Annotated in this window: 15 protein-coding genes and 2 tRNA genes; all 17 read left to right on the plus strand. The window is 39.9% G+C overall.

The genetic code is table 11. The features are described 5' to 3' along the window. Positions 1–2: 2 nt before the first annotated feature. The 17 genes from folC to J9B83_RS13395 all read left to right on the plus strand — a co-directional run bounded on the left by folC (position 3) and on the right by J9B83_RS13395 (position 20,770). Positions 3–1,259 (plus strand): bifunctional tetrahydrofolate synthase/dihydrofolate synthase, encoded by a 1,257-nt coding sequence (gene folC, locus J9B83_RS13315; protein WP_211537326.1) that lies wholly within the window; start codon positions 3–5, stop codon positions 1,257–1,259. A 3-nt stretch (positions 1,260–1,262) separates the two neighbouring features. Further along, complete coding sequence (locus J9B83_RS13320; protein WP_236037306.1) at positions 1,263–1,841, plus strand: SPOR domain-containing protein; 579 nt, start codon at positions 1,263–1,265, stop codon at positions 1,839–1,841. 74 nt (positions 1,842–1,915) lie between these two features. Further along, positions 1,916–2,449, plus strand: a complete 534-nt coding sequence (locus J9B83_RS13325; protein WP_211537327.1) for a CvpA family protein — start codon at positions 1,916–1,918, stop codon at positions 2,447–2,449. Positions 2,450–2,526: 77 nt separating this feature from the next. After that, positions 2,527–4,035 carry an amidophosphoribosyltransferase gene (purF, locus tag J9B83_RS13330; protein ID WP_211537328.1) on the plus strand — a complete coding sequence of 503 codons (1,509 nt, stop codon included), beginning with the start codon at positions 2,527–2,529 and terminating at the stop codon, positions 4,033–4,035. 96 nt (positions 4,036–4,131) lie between these two features. Continuing rightward, the gene (locus J9B83_RS13335; protein WP_211537329.1) at positions 4,132–5,307 is read left to right on the plus strand and encodes an O-succinylhomoserine sulfhydrylase; all 1,176 of its coding nucleotides are present in this window, start codon (positions 4,132–4,134) and stop codon (positions 5,305–5,307) included. Between the two features lie 227 nt (positions 5,308–5,534). Continuing rightward, on the plus strand, positions 5,535–6,089 hold the full coding sequence (locus J9B83_RS13340; RefSeq protein ID WP_211537330.1) for a rhodanese-like domain-containing protein: 555 nt from the start codon (positions 5,535–5,537) through the stop codon (positions 6,087–6,089). Between the two features lie 95 nt (positions 6,090–6,184). After that, positions 6,185–7,498, plus strand: coding sequence for an NAD(P)/FAD-dependent oxidoreductase (locus J9B83_RS13345; protein WP_211537331.1), 1,314 nt, complete (start codon positions 6,185–6,187; stop codon positions 7,496–7,498). 25 nt (positions 7,499–7,523) lie between these two features. Continuing rightward, positions 7,524–8,390, plus strand: a complete 867-nt coding sequence (locus J9B83_RS13350) for an alpha/beta hydrolase (RefSeq protein ID WP_211537332.1) — start codon at positions 7,524–7,526, stop codon at positions 8,388–8,390. Positions 8,391–8,596: 206 nt separating this feature from the next. Further along, positions 8,597–10,093: a methyl-accepting chemotaxis protein gene (locus J9B83_RS13355; RefSeq protein WP_211537333.1), complete on the plus strand. Its 1,497-nt coding sequence runs from the start codon at positions 8,597–8,599 to the stop codon at positions 10,091–10,093. Positions 10,094–10,256: 163 nt separating this feature from the next. Then, positions 10,257–10,333 (plus strand) — tRNA-Asp (locus J9B83_RS13360). A 25-nt stretch (positions 10,334–10,358) separates the two neighbouring features. Further along, positions 10,359–10,434, plus strand: a tRNA-Val gene (locus tag J9B83_RS13365). A 534-nt stretch (positions 10,435–10,968) separates the two neighbouring features. After that, a complete protein-coding gene (locus tag J9B83_RS13370) occupies positions 10,969–11,985 on the plus strand; it encodes a helix-turn-helix transcriptional regulator (protein WP_211537334.1) in 1,017 nt (338 codons plus the stop codon). A gap of 139 nt (positions 11,986–12,124) precedes the next feature. Beyond that, entirely contained in the window at positions 12,125–12,973 is an 849-nt protein-coding gene (locus J9B83_RS13375; protein WP_211537335.1) for a hypothetical protein, read from the plus strand. Continuing rightward, positions 12,966–18,233 carry a site-specific integrase gene (locus J9B83_RS13380; RefSeq protein ID WP_211537336.1) on the plus strand — a complete coding sequence of 1,756 codons (5,268 nt, stop codon included), beginning with the start codon at positions 12,966–12,968 and terminating at the stop codon, positions 18,231–18,233. The genes J9B83_RS13375 and J9B83_RS13380 overlap by 8 nt, the downstream gene beginning before the upstream one ends. Positions 18,234–18,356: 123 nt before the next feature. Further along, a complete protein-coding gene (locus J9B83_RS13385) occupies positions 18,357–18,926 on the plus strand; it encodes a YqiA/YcfP family alpha/beta fold hydrolase (RefSeq protein WP_211537337.1) in 570 nt (189 codons plus the stop codon). A gap of 161 nt (positions 18,927–19,087) precedes the next feature. Beyond that, positions 19,088–19,663 carry a hypothetical protein gene (locus J9B83_RS13390; protein WP_211537338.1) on the plus strand — a complete coding sequence of 192 codons (576 nt, stop codon included), beginning with the start codon at positions 19,088–19,090 and terminating at the stop codon, positions 19,661–19,663. A 321-nt stretch (positions 19,664–19,984) separates the two neighbouring features. Beyond that, complete coding sequence (locus J9B83_RS13395; RefSeq protein ID WP_211537339.1) at positions 19,985–20,770, plus strand: exodeoxyribonuclease V subunit gamma; 786 nt, start codon at positions 19,985–19,987, stop codon at positions 20,768–20,770. The last annotated feature ends 44 nt before the right edge of the window (positions 20,771–20,814 follow it).

Raw genomic sequence — 20,814 nt, forward strand, 5'->3', positions numbered from 1 at the left:
CGATGGCGCCTACGTCATTAAACAGTTGGCTCTCATACATTGAGAGTCAACATCCCTCTGAGATCGAACTAGGTCTAGAAAGGGGGAGACAAGTTCTTCATCGACTTAACTTATCGCGACCAAAAAACAAAGTGATCACGGTAGCGGGGACCAATGGCAAAGGTTCTACCTGTGCCATGTTAACCCAATATTTGTGTTCACAAGGTTTTTCTGTGGGCACCTATACCTCGCCACACTTTATCGCTTTTAATGAGCGTATTGCCCTGAATAACTTGCCTTGCAGCGATGAATTATTGTGCCGCGCTTTTGAAGTGATTGAAGCCGCTCGTGAAGACACACCGTTAACTTACTTTGAATTCAGTACGCTGGCGGCCTTGTGGATTTTCGATCAATCTGAATTGGACTATTGGGTATTAGAAGTTGGTTTGGGTGGTCGTTTAGATTCGGTCAATATGATTGATACTGACGTAGCTGTTGTGACCTCGATCGCCTTGGATCATACAGATTGGCTGGGCGATAACATTGATATTATCGCTCAAGAAAAAACTGGTATCGCCAGAGAAGGTAAATTGCTTGTAAGCGGCGTGGTCAATCCGCCATCGACGATAGAAACAACCGCCACTAGCATTGGTGCCCACCTTCGTCAGAAAGGACGTGATTTCCACTTCACGCAGCAAGCAACATCTTGGTCTTGGCAAGGGAACGGAATCGAATTTCAAAACCTACCTTTACCTAATTTACCTTTGCAAAATGCGGCTACCGTCATTGCTGTGTTGTCTTACATGGGGTTTGATCTTACGTTTGACGATCTTGCTACCCTGTTCAGTACGGCTCAACTTACTGGGCGATTTCAGCAGGTCTCATCGTCCCCTGATGTCTATATTGATGTGGCTCACAACCCAGAAGCCGCACTGGAATTGGTGCAACGTATTGGTCGATTATCAAAAGCGCCTATTGCCGTATGCGGCATGTTAAAAGACAAAGACATTAACAGTGTGATGCAACATCTTGGTGGTCATTTTTCTCAGTGGTTCTGTGCTGATTTAGGCGGTGCTCGGGGTGCAAAAGCTGGCGAGTTGCTTCATGCTTTAAAAACTTTTGCAGAAGCCGGTACGGTAAAGGCGGAGGCTTTTTCTTCTGTATCCTCAGCTTTTGATGCCGCGCTTAAGATAGCGACTGAGGAGGAGCGCGCTATTATTGTGTTTGGCTCTTTCGTAACTGTCTCGGATTATTTGGCGTTAAGTGCTTCTAAAGGGTAGTCTATGATAGATAAAACCATCACATACAGACTCATTGGCGCCGGTATTATGGTGTTATCTGCGGCCATTGTTTTGCCCTTGGTGTTAGATGGTGAGCGACCTGCAGAACTGGATGTACAAGTGCAGGTAACTTCCCCTCCCAATTTTCCTGTCATTGATATTGCACCGGTTCAGCCTGTTGACAGCTTGCCAGTCAATGGTCAGAAAAGACTTGCTGAAAGTGAATCAAGCCGGTCTGAAGATTTAGACACGGCTGATATTCAACTTATCCCGGTTCCAAAACCTGCTACCGATGTAAAAAGGTTGGTGCGAGATGAACCTCAAGTATCAACAACCAAGGTAGAGCCTGCTGCTGAACGTTGGACTGTTCAAATTGCCACCTTTAAAAGTAAAGACAATACTTTTCGACTGGTCGAAAAACTTAAGGCAGCGAATTACGACGCTTATAGCGTAACGACAAATTCTTTATACAAGGTCTATGTCGGCCCCGAGTTTAAGCGTTCTACGTCAGAAAAGATGCGTGAAGATATTAAGAAAACGTTCAAACTGAACGGTATAGTCATCAAATACTTAGTGAATTAATTCATGTTTTTTAAGGCAGTAGTTGGAAAACGATTTCCATCTGTTAAACTGCGCTGCAATTTTTAGAGGTATACATGGATCAAGTAAGTGCATTGTCAACCATCGACTGGTTAATTGTCGCTGTGGTTATTTTGTCGACGATGTTGAGCCTAAAAAGAGGCTTTGTAAAAGAAGTACTGTCTCTGCTCACATGGGTGATAGCTTTCGTCGTTGCTGTTAAGTTTTCAGATCAGATGCAGGCCTTGTTGCTTGACCAAGTTCAAAATGATCAGATTCGCTATATTGTTGCTTTTGTATCCTTATTTGTCGCTACCTTGGTCGTCGGCGTTTTAGTTAGCTATTTATTAGGCTCTCTTATTCAGGTGACAGGATTATCGAGTACAGATCGTGTGCTCGGCATGCTGTTTGGTTTTGCTCGTGGTAGTTTAATTGTGGTGGCTTTTGTGTCGCTACTGAGTTTAAGCCCAGCCATCGAAAAAACCGAATTTTGGCAAACCTCTCAACTGATACCTGAACTGGGTCAATTGAATGACTGGACGCGAGATATGTTAGGCAAGAGCTCGGATTTAATAGATTCGTCTCTTATTGACCGCGCTCTAGGTAATTAGTTACGTATTTTAACCATCAAATCGTTAAACATCCTGTGGCCTTCGGGTCGCAACTCCCCAACACGAGGATCTAGAACATGTGTGGTATCGTTGGTGTCGTAGGCACGTCTGTGGTAAATCAAGCCATTTTTGATGCGTTAACTCTTCTTCAGCATCGCGGGCAAGACGCGGCGGGTATGGTGACAAGCCATAATGGTCGTTTGTGCTTACGCAAAGACAATGGTCCGGTGAGTGAAGTATTTCGCACTCGTCATATGAAAAAACTTTACGGTAACATAGGTATTGGGCATGTACGTTACCCAACGGCTGGTACGTCTAGTTCAGCCGAAGCTCAGCCTTTTTACGTGAATTCTCCCTACGGTATTTCATTGGCACACAATGGTAACTTGACCAACACGGCAAAGTTAAAGCGCGAGATCTTTGAGTCTGATTTACGCCATATCAATACCACGTCAGATTCTGAAGTTTTGTTGAATGTGCTGGCCCACGAACTGCATCAAGAAGGGAAATTTATCCCTTCTCCAGAAGATATTTTTAACTCGCTGGAACGTGTATATCAGCGTATTGAAGGGGGGTTCGCTGTCGTCGCCCTCATTACTGGCTATGGTATTTTGGCATTTCGTGATCCAGACGGTATTCGCCCGCTCATTTATGGCTCAAGACAAACTGAAGAGGGCGTTGAGTACATGGTGGCGTCTGAGAGTGTTGCCTTGGATGCGGCAGGCTTTACTATTGAACGCGACATTCGCCCAGGTGAAGCCATCTTTTTTGACTTAAAACACAATGTTCATGTGCGCCAGTGCACACCCAAAAAAGCACCACGTCCGTGCCTTTTTGAATACGTGTATTTTGCTCGACCAGATACCGTTATTGACAGTATTTCTGTGTACAAGGCTCGTATCAACATGGGTGATCGTTTGGCAGAGAAAATTCAACGTGAGTGGCAGGACCATGATATTGATGTGGTTATCCCAATTCCTGATACAAGTCGTACTGCAGCCTTGCAGATTGCGCAAGCCTTGAACATTCCTTTCCGTGAAGGCTTGGTGAAAAACCGTTACATTGGTCGCACCTTTATTATGCCTGGTCAGGAAATTCGTAAGAAATCAGTGCGTCAGAAATTGAACCCTGTGCCATTTGAGTTTAAAGATAAAACTGTATTGTTAGTGGACGATTCAATTGTTCGTGGTACTACCAGTAAAGAGATTATTGAAATGGCGAGAGAAGCCGGTGCGAAGAAAGTCTACATCGCCTCTGCTGCGCCCGAAGTTCGCTACCCTAATGTCTATGGTATTGATATGCCGGCCGCTACTGAGTTGATTGCCCATGGTCGTAATGTTGACCAAATTTGTGAATTGATTGGTGCTGATAAGCTTATATTCCAAGATCTTCAAGACCTTATAGATGCTTGCATTGATGAAAAGCATTCTGATGTGCGTGAGTTCGATACGTCTGTTTTCGATGCCACTTACATCACAGGCAATATTGATGAAGCTTACCTAGCTGGTATCGAAGGGGCTCGTAACGACCAGAACAAAACATCCATCGAAGATATGCAAAGTAATGACATGATGCACCCTATGTAGGGTTGGTGAATGTTATAAAAGTGTAACAGTAAGCCAGGTTGATCCTGGCTTACGTGTTTTAAAACCCTCATAAAAGACTCGGTTTGGAGTGAAAGAATGTCAGACTATAAAGATGCCACCAATGCGATCCGTGCAGGTATTCGTCAAACACAAGAGCAAGAAAACAGCGAAGCCATTTTTATGACATCGAGTTTTGCCTACGCCAGTGCAGAAGAGGCGGCTGGTAAGTTCTCTGGTGACGAAGAGGGTAATGTGTATTCGCGTTTTACAAACCCAACGGTAGAATTATTTGAAAAGCGTTTGGCGACCTTAGAAAAAGCGGAGGCGGCCATTGCGACCAGTTCTGGTATGGCGGCATTAATGACTCTCGCCTACAGCTTATTAAGTGCTGGCGATAGAGTGGTGTGTTCACGCAATATTTTTGGTTCTACAGTAAAGTTTTTTAATGCCTATACCGTGAAGTTTGGTGTAGAAGTGGTTTTCGTTGATGCGACTGATTATGTAGCTTGGGAAGAAGCAATCAACGGTAAAACACGACTTTGTTACTTTGAAACGCCTTCTAACCCTTTGTATGAAGTAGTCGATGTGGCTCGTGTTGCTGAGTTGGCTCATGCTAAAGGGGCACTTTTATGTGTAGATACTGTGTTGGCAACACCAGCCTTACAAAATCCTATCACCCAGGGTGCTGATATTGTTATGCAGTCGGCGACAAAATTCATCGACGGACAAGGCCGCTGTTTAGGCGGCGCTCTCATTTCTCGCCAAGAAATTGTTGATGTATTTACTGCTTTTATGCGTAGTGCCGGCCCCTGTATGAGCCCCTTCAATGCTTGGGTGTTATTGAATGGATTAGAAACACTGTCTCTTAGGATGACAGCTCATTCTTCTAATGCTATGAAGTTGGCAACATTTTTAGAAGGTCATTCTAAAGTACAAAAAGTCAATTATGGCGGTTTACCAAGTCATAAGTATCACGAGCTTGCCAAGCAGCAACAAAAAGACTTTGGTGGTTTGCTCTCTTTTGAAGTTGAAGGTGGACGAGAAGCGGCTTGGAAAGTGATCAATGCAGCTAAGCTAATGTCTATAACTGGAAACTTGGGAGACACTAAGACCTTAGTAACCCACCCAGCAACAACAACTCACGGTCGCTTATCGGACGAAGAAAAAGCCAAAGCCGGAATTACAGAAGGCTTGATTCGTGTTTCCGTCGGGCTTGAAGACATTGAAGACATTATTGCTGATGTGGAAGGAGCGTTGGCTCAGCTTAATTAAACGGATTTTGCGTAGTGTAAACAAGACGGACTTGAGTTTACTCAGTCCGTTTTTTTTTATCCATAAAATCAATTAATCATCGTAAAATTGACTTAAGTAGTATCTGTATTAGTTTTTTATGATATATCATTTTATAATGATATATAGGAATCGAACTGTTTTTGATTTGGTTTGGTGTTTTAGTAGAACAATTAAAGATACATAAAACTGATTATAAGGTGAGAGTTATGGATAAATTTCTCAAAAATGCACTACTTTTCAGTGCTTTAGCACTACCCGTTTGGCAAGTTCAAGCAGACACTGTTGGAATAAGTGCTCAGGATACCTACGCTTTGCTCCAACAAAGTGATGATGTGTTGTTTATTGATGTTCGGGATCCAGTTGAAATCATGTTTATAGGTTTTACTGATGCAGTGGATATTAACATTCCATATTTAATCGTAGACCGAAATGACTGGGATGAAGAAAAGCAACGTTTCCGCCTGCATCGTAACCCCAATTTCGTTGAAGAAGTGAAAGCGGCTTTAGCACAAAAAGGCCTTAGTGAGGATGCGACCATAATTACTATGTGTCGTTCTGGCAGTGAGCGTGGTTTGCCAAGTGCTGAATTTCTACAAAACAATGGTTTTGAAAATGCTCGTTATGTTATCCATGGGTTTCAAGGAAGCAGCGTAAAAGAGGGAGAACAACGCGGTTTACGTGTAAAAAATGGTTGGCAAAATGAAGGCCTATCATGGGGTTCTAAGCCTAATACCGATAAAATTTATCGTACAGATAAGTAATGATCGTCGGTGTTTTTCGCGAAAACACACCGAAATACTATTTTAATAACAACACTTTTTTTCTGTGTAACACTGCAGAATAAGGCAGATTAATTATGGCCATCAGCCGACGTAACCTTCTCATTTCTGGTGCTACTTTAGGCGCAGTCTCAGCCACTGGTATTATAAGTTGGGAGCTTAATAAGCAAGACACTAATGCCAAGATCGTCATCGCGGGTGGTGGTGCGGCAGGTATTGCTATCGCGAACAAGCTGCAAATGTACCTTAATGGTGCGCAGATTACAGTTGTTGATCCTCGTCCATACCATTGGTACCAGCCTGGACAAACTCTGCTTTTGGCTGGTGTGTACGATTCACGTGAAGACGTGATTAGCACTAATAAAGAATATATGGACGCAAACGTACGTTGGGTCGAGGATTCTGTCACAGAATTTGATCCTGATAATAATCAAATACTAACGGGCAAGAGCGGTACTTTGGCATACGATTATCTTATTGTGTCGACAGGGTTAGAGTTGCGTTACGATCTGATTGAAGGTTTTGACCCAGAGCAAATAGGAAAAGATGGCCTTACTTGTATTTACCATAGCCCTGAAGCAGGTATTGCAAGCCATCGACAAGCATTGGAATTTGCTCAATCAAAAGGTGGTAATGCCATCTTTACTCGTCCACATGGTTCGCTTAAATGCGCTGGTGCTCCTTTGAAAGCGACCAACTTGGTTGAGTATTTTGTTAGGGAGTCGGGGCAGCGAGAGCGTTTTAATTTCGACTACATGACCGCTGAGAATTTTTTGTTTAGTGTGAAAGTGTTTGATGAGCGCCTGCAAGAGATTTGGCAAGAGAGGCAGATTGCCTATCATTACGAACACGATTTAAAATCCATTGATACGCAAACTAAACAAGCAGTATTCACAACCGTATCGGGTGAAGAGTATCAAAAAGAGTGGGACTTTATTCATGTAACGCCACCTATGTCGGCGATTCCAGCTGTTCGTAACTCTGTTCTTGCGGATAGTAATGACTTTAAAGGATATTTAGAAGTTGATAAATACACCCTTCAACATAAGCGTTATCCCAATGTATTTGGATTAGGCGATACAGCAGGGACACCGATTGGCAAAACCGCAGCGTCTGTAAAAGCTCAACTTCCGGTTGTAGCAACCAATCTAACCGCTATGATTCGCGGTGTAGAGCCGCCTGCTAAGTGGGATTGTTATACTTCTTGCCCAATGATTTTAGATGTGGGTCACGCGATGCTTTGGGAGTTTGATTACACACTTCAGCCAGTGACAGCATTGCCTTTTGAGGTAGTGGATCCATTGAAGAAAAGTAAGCTGTCTTGGGTGATGGAAAAATCATTATTAAGACCAATCTACGATGTGATGCTAGAGGGTTATACACCGGTCTAACGCTTGTGTTGCTTTATGGATGCCTATGAATTTCCTTTTTGTGCTTGCAGTAATCTTATTAGCTTGCGTTGTGATATTTATGCTGGCGATCCATGTTGGTTTTCGAGCGCCTCGGATAAGCAATACTGAGACGCCTGAAACAAAGCTAGGTGTTGCCTATAGCACTGTTTTTGTCCCGACTAAAAACGCTAAAAAGCTGTCGACATGGTTTCTTCCAGTTCATGAATCAGAAGTCACAGTAGTGATTTTGCATGGTTGGGGCAGTAATGCAGGTATGATGCTTCCTCTTGCGTCCCCCTTCCATGCTGCAGGTATGAATGTTTTGCTGTTTGATGCTCGTAGTCATGGGGGTAGTGAATCGGACACTTTTTCTTCCTTACCACGTTTTGCAGAGGACACACAAAGTGTCGTAGATTGGTTGAAAAAAACACACCCCATGGCATCACAAAAAATCGTACTTTTAGGGCATTCTGTTGGCGGTGCTGCGGTGTTGTTAGCCTCTTCAAGAACGAATGACGTCGCTGCCGTTATTAGTATCTCAGCTTTTGCGCACCCAACATGGATGATGCAACGTTACTTAAAAAGCGTTCATCTCCCTTCGATCATGCGACCATCCATTTTGCGTTATGTGGAGTGGGTTATTGGTAGTCGTTTTAACGACATCGCACCGATCAACACAATTCGTAGTGTGAAATGCCCAGTATTGCTGGTTCATGGCAATGTGGATAGAGTCGTTCCCATAGAAGACTCACGAGCTATCATTGCTGATGGCCATTTATCTCATGTAAGCTTAATTGAGGTAGATGGAGCTGGTCATGATTCTGTTGATAACATTGAATCGCACAGTCAAAAACTCATTGATTTTCTCATCAAGGAAAAGATTGTTAATTAATGTATTCATTATGTAGAAAATATGCATGGATGCATCCTATTTTTGAACTATTCTATTATACTGAATTTAAAATCATCATATTAGCGTTTGATTTCTAGCGAAAGCACATCACCTGTTACCTATGATTATAATTATAAATCCTAATACAAAGGGTGGTCGCTCTATGACAACACAAGACACTTCAATATACAAAGGGTGGTCGCTCTATGACAACACAAGACACTTCAATTAAACAAAAAGACCTTCTGCTATACCGCTTCCTACTTGCCCAAATTCCTATACTACTCATAAGCGGGTTAGTGGGAGAAGGGCTATTTACTTTTACCCTATACGCTTCTATTGCTCTTTTTGTAACAACGCAAACTACATATTCTCTGTTTAAAGGATCTATGGCTTTTTCCGTGATCGCAGGTATTTTGATCATGGTAGTCTCATCTTTGCTAATTCAGAGCCAGCTTGGTCTGACAGAAATGCATTTTCATATCTTTGCTAGCATGGTGATTTTGCTTATCTATCAGAAATGGCAGCCTATTATTGCGGCGCTGCTGACAACGGCAATATATCATGTTGCTTTTATGTATATACAAATGGCGGGCGTTCACATTGGCAATATGCCGATCACTGTATTTGCAGGTCATCATCATATGTCAATTATGTTTATTCATTGTGGTTTTGCTATCGGTGAGGCGTGTGTTCTTATCTACATGGCTCATATTATGACAAAGCAAACTTTGGCGAATAACAAGGTGGCTGCTGTTATACAGCAAGTATCCGTAACTAAAAACCTTGCTTTAAGGGTTGATAATCCTACCTCTCAAGCGGAAGAGGCGTTGAATACTTTGTTGTCTGATCTGTCTTCTTTATTTGAAGACTTTAAAAAAATTGCCATTGCTTTAACATCGGCCAGTCAGGATGTGGTTGCCATCGGTACTAAGGCAAATCAAAACGCACATGATAATAATGTGCGATTCCAGCAGGTTGAACAAAGTTCAGTCCATGTTTCCAGTTCGATGGAGCAGGTTTCAACTAACAGTTCACATTCTGCCACCATGGTCACAGAGTTGAAAAAAGCCACAATTTCAGACAGTGAACGTGCTAAGCATGTAATGACAGATATGACACTACTGTCAGAGAATATGGACGGGGTATCTAAATCGCTGGCGACTCTTATGACTGATGTGGACTCCATCAGTCAATTATTACAATCTATTAGAAGTATTTCGGATCAAACAAATCTGCTAGCATTAAATGCGGCCATTGAAGCTGCAAGAGCGGGTGAGACAGGGCGAGGTTTTGCAGTTGTCGCTGATGAAGTAAGAACATTAGCACAGCGTTCAAGTGATACAACTGATGAAATTGAAAGCGTGTTATCGAATTTAAATACGAGTGTGGCAAACACGTCGAAGTCAATTATCTCTGGAAAAGAGCGAACTCAAGTCGGCGTGCAACATGCACTGGATATCTCTCAAGGGTTATTGAAAAGTGCAGAGGATGTTGCGGTTATCCACACCTCAAGTATTTCTGTGGTAAAAGATACAGAGCACCAAGTCTCTGAGTTGCGCAGTATTAATCACCAAGTAAGCGACGCCGCGAAAGCGATAGAAGATTTAGTCATCATGATGGATGGCTTGAATAAAGCGGCCTTGGAAATAGATAAGGTAACTGTTGAATATCAAACTAAATCAGCGATTTTCACTGTTTGAGTGACTTTGTAACTATTAAATGCGTGATTTTTAAACAGCTCACACTTAATTGATTTTTTGGCTTAAATACATAATTAAGTTGTTGATAAATAATAATAAATGCTTATAATTCTTTTTCAGTTGAGCAGCACTGCAAAAGCTATTCAATGATTAAAAGTTATACGGAGTGGTAGTTCAGTTGGTTAGAATACCTGCCTGTCACGCAGGGGGTCGCGGGTTCGAGTCCCGTCCATTCCGCCATCATTTAAGATGGAATAAAAAAGTTGGGTGTGTAGCTCAGTTGGGAGAGCGTCGCCCTTACAAGGCGAATGTCGGGGGTTCGAACCCCTCCACACCCACCAACTTTTTGATCCTTACCCTTAAGCTGTAATTCAAGCTAACTTATTGAAATAATAAGATTTTTCAAAATCAATTAACTCTACTTTTCATTATAAATACTCCTATCTAGTAAATCAAAAAATCACTTCAGATTTCCATGTGGCGAATCTGTGACCATATTGTGACCAAATTGAATATTTTGAGTTTTCTAATTGCCAAACAAAATCGCTGATTTGTTCGCTTTTTGAGCTTATTTTGACCTTCGCTTGTTTTGGTCTAGAAAAAAATCATGATATATGTGGTCACAATTATTCTATAATCATATTGGACACTAAACGACTTTAATGTATCTAAAGTGTTTTTTTCTTTACCAACGTAACTTACTGAATAATATTGAAATTACTCGTTAGGGGTGATTGGTCAGATCTGTTGTAGTCAAAAACTTTATGTGACCAAAATGCCTAGAACAAGTCATTTTTTTGTTGATGTTTTTTGAGTGAGTTTATTTTTACTGAGCGCTTGCGTATGGTTTTTGCTCTTAATCAGAGGGATAGATAGTGGGCATTAATAACAATGCATTATTTCGTCAAATAGAGATTTTAAGAGCTATTCCAAATACACCAGATCGTGCTATGTCGACGGCAACAATACAAACTGTGTTAGAAGGGAAGGGGTTTAATGTACCTGCCCGTACTCTACAGAGGGATCTTAAAGTGTTAACCAAGCAGTTCAATTTAAACTGTGATACTTCAATGCCTATGTATAAGTGGAGTTTTAAAGGTAATAGTCCTATCAACTTTGAATCTATGGATACCGCTACGGCTTTGACGTGGGTTCTTGCTCGAGATCAATTTTCAGGTCTACTCCCAAAAATTGTAATGGAACAGCTCAATCAGTATTTTGAAGCTGCTCAGAATTACTTAGATGGCTTAAGGCAAAATAGTCTTGTCGACTGGACAAAGCGTGTTGCTTCATTGCCAAATGGAAAACCTTTGATCCCTGCAAAAGTAGACGATAGAATTTGGTGGAATCTATCCCTTGCTTTGCTCGAAGGCTACGCATTAGACGTTGTATATAACAAACGCGGGGAGGGTGAACCGAAGAGCTACGTCATTCATCCTTATGGGATGATTATTCGTCATAGTGTGAGCTATTTAGTTGGGTCAGCAAATGACCATCAAGATATTGCGCACTTTGCACTACATAGATTTTTACAAGCAAAAAAATCTGATCAACCCTATCGCTCAGTACCTAGTTTTAAAATTCAAGATCATATTTCTAAGGGTGGGTTTGGTGTGAGAATGTCTGAAGGGTTAAGTTACGATGTTCAGCTTTACGCTACCATCAAGAAGGAATTGGCTCAGACGCTGCTGGAGACACCTCTAGGTTTTGATCAAGAGTTAAGGCTGTCAGATAGTTCTGATTCGTATGAGCTAATTGTTACTATTCCTAATGATCAGCAAACATTTATGTGGGTTTTAAGTCATGGCTCACAGATCAACGTCATAGAGCCTGTTGAATGGCGTGAAAAAATCCATGAACACGCTAAAGCCATCCTAAGCGCATCTATATAACCTATCAATTAAGATAAACCTTTCTCTCATGCGTCACATGGTGACGCAGGTTTTTGTATTCACCCTGTTATTTTGTGTTCCTTCTGTTAGTATCGAAAAGTCAACTGATTGATTTTTGTACTTTAATGCTGGAGTGCGTATGGCGGAAATGAACTTGGGTGCAGTAATCTGTAAGGTGAATCTCAAAATTAAAGGTATTTCTGTAGATCCGGAAACAGGGGCTGTCTTGTTTTCGTTGTTTGGTAATTCAGGTAATAAAGACACAAATTCATCCGGAAAGCTATTCGGTTGCATTGCTAGAATTTCAAACAACAGTGAGTTGAAAAAGGTAGAAAAAAGAAAAGCAGGTCTTAAGCTTGAAAGTGACCGATTTACCCTTAGCGTAACACCTAATCAGTATTTTGAAATTATTTATCGGTTTGATGCAAATGCAAACTCCTTAGACCTATCCGACCCTATAAAAAAGATAGTCTGTGATGAGGTTTATGGATACTTTCAAATCAATCAATCTAATAGTCATAATTTAATTAAACAAAAACAAATGATTGATAATTCTGCGTACGAAGCAGCTGGTTGTGGTTGCGTTCAAGATTCATATGAGTCAGCAAAAATACTTCATACTTTATCTGAAGGTCAGTCTTTTACAGTCGAAGTTGAAGGGCATGACACAGTTCAAATACATTTTCCTGTGGAGCCGCCTAAGCCAATTCCAAAAGTTGATAATAACTCAATAGAGTTAATCGGTTATAGAGTTAAAGCTATAGATTTCGAATTAAATCAGATAGCGGTTTTGACTGATACTGAGAAGAAAAAAAATATAGTTTTAAGTCCAGAAGAGTTTAATAAATTTCATCAAAAATATGCTGATGGAATTTTATCAAAAAGTGTGATTTTTAATTTTGTTGTAAAAGAGCAAGTTGGCAAGAAATTTAATTTAATCTCTTTCTGCTCATTCCGAAATGAACAGATAGAGCTTAACAATGTTTGACTTAGATCTTTTCATATCTCGCTGGCCGGATGATATTACGGCAATTTGCCACAACTCCGCTATACGTTGCTATATTAGATTATTTTATGATGCTGGTATTGCTAAGGATTTACTAGGCCCAATATCTTTCATAGAAAGTCAGGTAGGAATTGAGCCTTTTGACAACTATGACGAAAGCTTACTATTAAATAATACGAGAAATAAACTTGTAGCTTATGCAATTTCATCCTTGGCAGCTATGAAACATCAACATATTAATGATGATTGCAAGCAGATTGTTTGCTTTTTGAAAATATCAGTTTTTATTTCATTATTTAGTGATGGTGTACGTATTAATTCATCATCCACTATAATGGAAGCTGCTCGAGATATTAGACGATTAATTGCTAACCCCCCAAAAGAGTTGTTTGAAGTTCCCAAGGAATTTGGGCTGTTAGAGTCGATAGAATATATAGTCAATATAGACTTTAAGAGGAATAAACTAAAAGGTTCTTTTTTAAAAGAAGTTAAAAGAGGTTGGTATATTTTTGTTCAGTTAAAAAGTCGCCCACCTGTTAAAATTATCCTACCTCGAAAGAAACAACACCATAAACCACAGGTTCACACGCAGCCATTGCCTTTTTTTGGCAGTGAATTGACGATAGATGACCCCGAAGAAACTCAGATCATTGAGTTAGATGATAATTCGGTATTTCCTATCCGATCAGCACAGCGAGATTTATTTCGAAATCAAATTATTGAAACTAGAGAGCAACTTGGCCTGCTGCTTAGCCCGGTGCGTCTTTCATTACTTGAGATATATGGTGTTCAGCTGTGGCTACGTTCAACGTCCAGCTCAATATCATCTGTATTAGTATCATTAGCTATGCTCACTACGTTAAAAGAGCATGAAATATTGGGTCTAAATGTTACTAGTTCAACCGCTGAAGTAGAGTCAATAATGAGTGATAAGGCTGCCTATGGTGTCATCGATCTTGAGGCGAATGTTTACTGGCGTAAAGAATTAGATGTTCAAAATTGTTTTACTCCTACAGAAGAACACTTACCTTGGCTAAATGAGCATAACGAATGGTTAGCACTGCCCATTCCTCTGATTTTTAACCAAATTATGTCTGGTGTGGTGCTGGATTCACCTCAATGCACTGTCAAGACTTGGCTCAACCTTAGTGACGAAAAACAAGCAAAAGAGTTTCTTAATAGTGCATGTAGAGAAATTCGAGAATTGGGTCAATCACACAGACCAATTAGTAGAAGAGCTCTTCGCTATTCTCTGTTTGCTCGCATTGCAGATCAGTTTGGGCAACATATTGCGTCGTTGATTTTTGCAAACAACAGCTTTTCTAATTCCACTAGACATTACTACATGGCTGCTAGTGCTGAACATCTTCAGCTATTGTATGCTCAAGCAATAAGTTTATTTACACCAGTTGAGACATCCAATGTTAAGGCTATTGGTCAAACAGGTACGGTAGGATCTCGCCTATCTATTTCAGCTGATTCTTTTAAAGAAAGGTTAGTTTATAACATAAATGTTTTAAACGAGCTCCTGTTGACAGTAAAAAGTGAAAAAGATCCAGAGCAATTGAAACATATTTATAATTTAGTCGCTTCTTATACTGTCACTATGTTCGCTTGTGCTACTAGTCATCGCCGACATAATTCAGTTTTTATTGAGCATTCCTGTTGGAATCATGATTATACGCAGGTATTAATTGCAGACAAAATTTTCTTTGGTGAAAGTGCGGCTCGCGTCATTGCGGTCCCAGAGGTAATGACAGCTCAAATTAAAAATACAAAAGGTTGGATTGAGCAAATTATTAAGCGCTTAATAGTAATAGGGCATCCTTTTTATAAAATATTATCAGCTTCATTATCAAGGAAAGGAAATAGCCCTTTCCTTGGTTGTTGGACGGATAGTAATACACTTAAAACCGCAGAAACCTCGCAGATATCCTTGTTTTTAGGCTCCGACTGGACGTTGCCTCAGAACGCCCTTAGACAGTTATCTTATCAAACTATGCTTCTGCAAGCTCAATCAAGTGGATATTTAGATCATCAGATGGGTCATGTTTCCTCTGCTCTTAATTATTTCCAGAATACATCCTTAAGGAGCTTACATGATGATGAGCAAAATCAGCATCGAGAAATAATTCAGGACGTTTTGGGCATACTCGGCTTTGTGAATTTAAGGCGTACAAAATTTAGTAACGACAAAAATCTCAATATCGCATCTTTTTTACCAGAAACAATTAATGGTAATAACTCTGAAACGACGAAAGAGTCAGCAAATAATGCTTTAGTTAGCATCATGGCAGAAATAAAAGATTCTAATGACTCCATATATGAGCTTATTAATAAGAAGCTTTCTCATCAACCTTTCATACACGAAGAAGCCTTGAAGCAATTAGAAATGCTAATTGTTGATGATAATGGAGAACAGTTGGATGATGAGGCGTTTGAAAATCTACTCAAAGGCGTTTATCTTAAAAGCCCCAAAATTGAAACCGTTTTCCCATATAGAATGCACATTGCCGAGGATGTTTATAGTATCTTCTTTCCTCAATTTATTGAGCTGGTTAGATCAATATTTAGTGATCGTAGGCCTCAAAATGAAGATGATTTGAAGACAGCTTTGCTGCTGTCAATTATTTTTGATGGTCAAGATTCTATCATTAAGTTTTTTAGATCCAGTGCTGAGAAAATCTTAAAAATAGAGAATATAACCTATGTTGATCATTATCTTACGGGTGAAATTTTAAAGCAACCTGTTATTTTTGCTGGTGTTACGAGTACGCTATTGATTCTATTATTGAATAATTCTAACTCAAATAAGGTTCAATTTAATATTCAGGAGCTTGATCGGCGTCTGGAGGTTTTGAAAGAAAGTAATGTTAAAAATAATTTAAACAGCGTAACGAAATCTTTGTTGGATTTTACTAGCGCTGCAGTATGTGAGTTTAAAACTGAAACTTGGAGTGTTTCTGACTTCTTCAAACATATCAGCATCAGTCCTCGTCAGTACGAAAGTGGTGTTTTGTTTGGCCTACGGCAAAAAAAGGTTAAAACCAAAGATTTATCGGCGCATGCTCTAGAACGATTAATCTCGCCAACACAGTATTTTCCACTCAACAATACTCAGGAATTATCTGCTGTTCAAGAACAGGTTATTGAAAAAAGGACGTATAAAGCGACTAAAGATAAAGTGTTTTATAAAGCGTTTTTTAAAGACTTACTTCAAGCACTTGATGATTGTAATAATAATTCAAAGAGGGGGATTCTAGTCTTTTGGAATCGTTTAATCAGCGATGGTAAAGAGTCTCGCACTTCTGTTACTGAATTAGTAAACAGTTCCAATTCGTTACCTGAAATCATTGTTCTAATCCTTACTTGGTTGCTTGAGGCAGCCTGTCGGAAAGGAAAAAGAAACACATGGCTGGCAGTATCAACAATCAAAACTTACTTGTCTACAATAGGTCCTGCATTGTGCGAGCTATGTGCGAATAAGTCGCTGTTATCTTTAGATTACGACGATCTTATTGATGTCTATCAAGCAGTGATCGATATGGGTGAGGAGACTCACGCCAAGACTAGATCGAACCGATTAATGGACTTCCATAAGCAATGTCGCAAATATTTTCAGTTTCCTAAGATAGATTGGCAAGACCTTGATGTACCACTAACCGACGAAGAGATCACCAGAAATATCATTACACATGTGGAGTATGAAAGGGCGATTTGTCTATTAGAAAATGATCCATATTTCACTCCATCAGCTCGTGAGGCTTGTATTGTAGCTTTAGTAATTAGTTATCGATTAATGGCAAGGCGTGGAGAGATCCGACGTTTGCGAGTAAACGATTGGTGTGCCCATAGTGGTCTATGCTCAATTCGCAGTAATGTTTTTGGTAGTACCAAGACGGTTAAGGGTAACAGGCGAATCCCCTACAAGATTTTGATGACAGAAGCTGAGCATGATCGAATTCAGGCTTTCGTTGAGGAAGCAAAAAGGCAGGGTGATAACCCGCCATTGTTTTATGATTCCCTATTTCCTAGACGCATTCGGAGCATGGATAAAACATTTAATCGGGTAACAGAGGCGCTTCAATTGGCAACAGGCGATAAAAATACGCGTCTTTATGATTGTCGTCATGCGGGTATTAATTTTGTTGCAACTGCCCTGCAACTAAGTGATAACCAAGCAGATCCGATTGCATTATCCATCAAAAGGTGGTTGCCATGCGGTAGTTTCGCGGAGTTTCAAGAAAGCTTTTTTCAAGTGACTATAGGTAATCCGTCAACACGTCATGCTTTGTTACCTGCACTGGCACAGATGGTTGGCCACAGTTCAGCGACGACAACTACCAATAACTATATTCATTTAACTGGCTATTGGCGTTGGCTTTCAGTAGAGCAGACATTTAGGTCCCTTAAAACCTTAGACAGCGATTTATACGCTCTTGTACAAACGTCTAAAGAGCAGCTTTTTCGACAAAAAAATAAAACTGGTTTATCCGCTTCATATTGTGTAATTGAGGATTTAATCAAGAGCAGTGCTGTGTCCAACCTTATCAATAATAGTGGAATCGATTTTCCGGAACTTGAACTTAGTAACGTCATGATAGACACAGTTACAGCGCAATTGGAAATGATCAAAGATATAGAGCGCTCGTTGCGAGTGCTAGAAAACTTAACTTTTTCCTCTAAGAATCTAAAAATTGATCTTCATTCTGAGCAAGCTCAATATGTAATTGAAAAAGCTGATCTTGAAACTAGCTTTGTTAATCACGTTTGGAGTGCCTTTCAGGATACATTACAGCGAGATGTTGGTTACCGAGCCTTTTCAATACCCGCTCGGGAGGAAAATATTTTGCTTCCTAAGCCGTATCGTCCAAAAGCAGCCAAAGCTTATTTGTTAAATCAAAGCTTTTGGTCGCTTTTAGCCAAACTTTTATCTTTGGATAAGGGTGAACAGCATCAATTGTTATTGCTTTGGGGAAATGCATGGGACGGCAATAGTCGAGTATGCAAAGTGCCAATAAATGAGAAAGTTCAATGGGAGGAAATAAGTAATAAATTGTCTTGGTCACCGATTTTTTCATCTGAGACGTTAAGGCGTCGGCAAAACTTAGGTGTGATCGTGGAGTGTTGCGAACTGAGATACCTTGCAAAGAAAGATGAAGAAGAAATAACATTGGTTGTGCTTAGCCATGCTTTATTTTTATTGTCCTTACTAAAAAAAGTAGTCAATCAGCATGGATAATAAATACATACTCCATAGATATGAAAGCAAGTAAATTATTTTCATTATCATGTGAACGTTATGTTTCGTTGTATGTATTTAGTATGTTAGTCAATCGCTCATTTAAAAATGGAGTAATCGGCAATGAAAATATTGTACATCCACGGATTTGGTTCAAAGTTTAAGCCCCAATCGGATAAGGTAAAAAGTCTGTCCTCTCTTGGGGTCGTTTACGGAATAGACATTGACTACACCGATCGCAGATCAGTTATTACTCAACAATTACGAGACGTTATCATCCAGAAAGACATTGAGTTATTAGTTGGTACGTCAATGGGCGGGTATTTTTCTGCCGAAGTTGGTCTAATGGTTGGTCTTCCTTATGTCATGATCAATCCAGCGATGAGCCCTAGAACCACTCTTAGTAAGTACATTGGTGAAGGCGTTGACTACTATGGCAGGCCTTATCACTTAGAAGAAAGTATAGTGGAAGAATACGACCAAATGGCACTGGAAAAGCAGCATGGGCTTCTTCTACTGGATAAGGGTGACGAGCTTATTGATTACAGAGAAACCGTACGGTTGTTACCTGATATACAGACTTTGATATTCGAGGGTGGATCGCATCGCTTTGATCACATTGACGAATCTTTAGAAACTATTCAGCAATACGCAAATAGGCTGTCTGTAGTATTGGGGTTTGGGGAGTATTGAACTTAAAAATAATCTGTCTATTTTCTTAGTCTTAAGTAGATAGCTTTTACCTTTATTAAAGTGCGCTACAAGTTTGCATTTAAATAAATTTCGGTGGTAGCCTTTATATTTTTTATCGAGATCTTGTTTTAAACGAAGTTTAATGAAATTTAAGAGGTTTTATGGTTACTGATTCAATAGCTCCAATTGATGACTTTATAAACAGGTTTACGCATTATAAAATTGATATTTGTCAAGGAAGAGAATTTATTTCGACGGGTTTTTTGCAGTCATGTCGATTAATTGACCTCCTACTGGATGATAGTGGTTTTAGAAAATCGTTTTATATGAATGGGATTGTCTATAATGTAAAGAAACTATCAATTAACTCAATGCATCAACTTATTAATATTTTAGTAGTAAAAGAAAGCAGTAGCAGTTTTATAAATGCTAGTGCTTATGATACGAATGATAGATTTTACAATGATTTTTCAAAAAGTCATCATCCTACCAATGAAGAGTTAGAGTACTTAACCTTGTTTTCAAATCAAGGTGAATGTCATATTAATGTTAAATTTGTCGATAGCTCCGCTTCTATTCGATACCAAGCGCTATCTCCTCATGAAATCTCTCTTTTATTTGACGAAAGTGGAAATATCCACACAGCTTTAAAATTTGATGATCGCTTATTTCAATGTAGCATGCTAGAGATATTTCCAAAGACAAATAAAGTCAAACTTTCTGTCAAGAAATGTTGAAGGAAACACTGTTTAAAAGAGCCCCATATGAGTAAAGCTGTTGATTTAGTCGGTGACATACACGGTCATAGTGTTGAGTTTGAGCAGTTACTATCTGATATTGGATACGAGCCTTTTCAAAAAGGGTACAGACACTCTGAGCGAAACTTTATCATGGTTGGTGATCTTATCGATGGTAGTGGCAGTAACTGAAGGCCAACACCGTGTCGTTGAGATTGCGCGCAGCATGGTTGAAGAGGGTAACGGTATTGTTGTGATGGGCAACTATGAGTTTTAAGTTGCTGATTTTTATGTTTATGGAATATTTCAAAAGGAAGAGAAATGCTACATCTCTATACATCTAGAAATTTTAAAGTATTAGTGAATGAATACCTTAAAATTACGTCTTCATTATCCGCCCCCGTATTTACTAAAACGCCTGTTGTTGTGCCCAATAAGGCGATCGGTCGATGGTTGCAGCAACAAGTGGCTACATCAAAGGGCATTAGCGTCAATTTAGATCCGGTATTACCAGCTAAGTACGCTTGGTCTTTATTGCGCAAAGCGGAAAAGGAATTGACCGAGCAGAGTGATTTTTCTTCTGAGGTGATGCTTTTCTCTATACGTAAAATACTGGATGACGCTGCTCTGAATGTTAATTTTACTCGGTTAGGTCACTACCTTAATAACTGCTGTGATTCTGATCGCATGGTATTAGCAGGTAAAATAAGCCGTATCTTTGATCTTTACCAGGTGTATAGAGGTGATTGGTTAAGTGAATGGCAAGTAGGAAATAGCTTGGGGTTGGGGGAAGACGAGCCTTGGCAAAAGGCCATGTGGAATCTACTGTCCGATAAAAGTGAAGAACAGTTTCGTTCTCAACAAGAGCTGGCTTTACTAAGTGCCGTAAAAGAACGTACTTTTCCATTGCCCAAGACGTTATGTATTTTTGGTGTGGCCAGTTTGCCCAAGAGTTTTATTGAACTTATACAAGCATTATCGGAGCATTGTGAGTGCTATGTATTTGCATTTTCAGCGCTTGAAGGTAATGGATTATTGCCTGAGTTGATGCATTGGCATCAAACGGGGGAAGATTGTAAGCGCCAATCCAACCCTACCTGCCCATGACGCCCTCAAACCGCTAACCTTATCGCTTCTTATTATTCAAGGAG

The organism is Marinomonas vulgaris (genome assembly GCF_018145875.1).
GTDB classification, from domain to species: domain Bacteria; phylum Pseudomonadota; class Gammaproteobacteria; order Pseudomonadales; family Marinomonadaceae; genus Marinomonas; species Marinomonas vulgaris.